The organism is Oceanobacillus luteolus, from assembly GCF_042678205.1.
GTDB lineage: Bacteria > Bacillota > Bacilli > Bacillales > Amphibacillaceae > Oceanobacillus > Oceanobacillus luteolus.
In genome coordinates this window covers 1-1,712 of sequence record NZ_JBHUDE010000003.1, presented here as the reverse complement: position 1 = coordinate 1,712, position 1,712 = coordinate 1, and the positions used below count along the sequence as shown (strand labels likewise).

The following is a 1,712-nucleotide window of genomic DNA, read 5'->3' as shown; positions in this document are numbered from 1 at the left end:
AAGACGATGATAGTTACAGAATGAAAAATCGTAAGACTATTTTTAATGACGATAGTGTCCAAAATTAATTAGCGAAAAGTGTTCATTTTTACTTGACGCTTACAAAAGGCTATCGACTATGTTAATTGGGCTTATAATATGTTGGAAAATGAAGTTTCAACAACATCCTTAAATATCCTTGCTTCCTTGCGAGAGCCATTAAATATTTTTGAAGTAGAAGACTATTTTAATAGAGCTTTAGATGAATTAGATATAGAGGAGCCATTGTATGAAGAATGTGCAAAATGCTATATACGTTATTTATTAATACAAATAGTAGATGATAATAATAAAGCAATGAACCTTGCATATGAAATATATGAAGTGATTCGTGAACACTTTACTAACGAGGAATTAGATAAATGGTTTGAAATAAGTGAAATGATAGATGACTATCGTTATGGCGATAATATAAAAAATCTTACTAAGGATTTCATAATAACCATTATTGTAGACTTAGCAAAAAAACAATTAAGTAATAAGTTCCTATTGAACTAACGGGTATTCTTAAAGAAGGCGAAGCATCTTTTTTAGTAAATTTAGATGGAGTTGAAAGGGTGTAAAAATGAAGTTCTTTAAAAGTATGTCTGAAATAGAATCAAAAAACTGGAACAAAAGTGCCGTTCTCGGCTTTTATACATATATGTTACTTTTATTCATAGATCAAACTTATATTTTATTATTTGAAAGTAATCTCCTTTCTTCTTTTATCATATTTTGGGCTGGACTAATAGTAACTTTTGGATTCCAGTTTATATTGAATCTTAGAACGAAATGGAAATGAACATTACATATGAATATATTGTTTGTTCAAGTAACGGAAATATCGCATCAAAAAACGCTCAGATTTCTGAGCGTTTTAATTTGCCATTTATATTGCAGATTAACTGTTGAAATAGATGTTAATTATGTTGTTGTTAAATACATTGTTTTTGGTGTTTATCTCTCCATCATTCAGTTTCATTAAATGAAACTGACCAAAACTATTTTGTTAAAAAAGGAGAAAATACGTATACTTACAAGACGTGAGGTGAGGAAATGGCAAAGAACCAAGTATCCACTCTGAAGAAAGGATTACTTGTTTTAGATCTAGTAAGGCAAAGGCAGGGAATCACTTTAGCAGATTTACGTTCGATTTATCAAGTTGCACAAACAATTCAAATGAGTACGTATCTGGGAAAATTGGATGGTACGGACCTTGTGATGATGCAAGTACTACACGAACCATTCCTTGACTCGGCGGATGAGGAAGTAGGGAATCGTTCCAAAGTCCATCTATCCGCATTGGGTAAAGTTATCTTGGCCCATTTAGAGGAAGAGAAATTAAATGCATTATTAGATAAGATGGCACTNACCAAGGTAGTAGTTGATCCAATTTCGGTTTGTCAGTCATGTCCATATTTGGCAGCTGTTCAAATAAATATTTCAGGTAATTAAATGGGTTTAATCCGTTTTCCTTCGCCGTCTCCACAATGCTATAAATAATTGCGCTGGAATTAGCTCCCTTTGCGGTATTGCTAAACATCCAGTTTTTTCTTCCGATCACAAACGGCTTTATAGGCCGTTCTGCCCGGTTGTTATCGATTTCCAGACGACCATCCTCTAAAAATACCACTAAACGGTCCCATTGATTACGACAATATTTGATTGCTTGCCCAAGTGCACTTTTCGGC

At 33.1% G+C, this 1,712-nt stretch carries 2 protein-coding genes and 1 pseudogene; 2 read left to right on the top strand and 1 reads right to left on the bottom strand.

All coding sequences use genetic code 11. The features are described from left to right. Positions 1–138: 138 nt before the first annotated feature. A complete protein-coding gene (locus tag ACFSBH_RS00380; protein ID WP_251518013.1) occupies positions 139–537 on the top strand; it encodes a hypothetical protein in 399 nt (132 codons plus the stop codon). A 540-nt stretch (positions 538–1,077) separates the two neighbouring features. After that, a pseudogene (locus ACFSBH_RS00375) lies at positions 1,078–1,341 on the top strand (hypothetical protein); the annotation flags it as partial. Here the strand turns inward: ACFSBH_RS00375 and ACFSBH_RS00370 are convergent. Continuing rightward, positions 1,334–1,712: IS66 family transposase (locus ACFSBH_RS00370; protein WP_379595500.1), on the bottom strand; the 379-nt coding region annotated here is incomplete at its 5' end. The pseudogene ACFSBH_RS00375 and the gene ACFSBH_RS00370 sit on opposite strands and share 8 nt — an antisense overlap.

Bases quoted from the DNA above. Each gene is read 5' to 3' on its own strand.
- ACFSBH_RS00380 (WP_251518013.1), top strand. From the start codon at position 139: ATGTTGGAAAATGAAGTTTCAACAACATCCTTAAATATCCTTGCTTCC.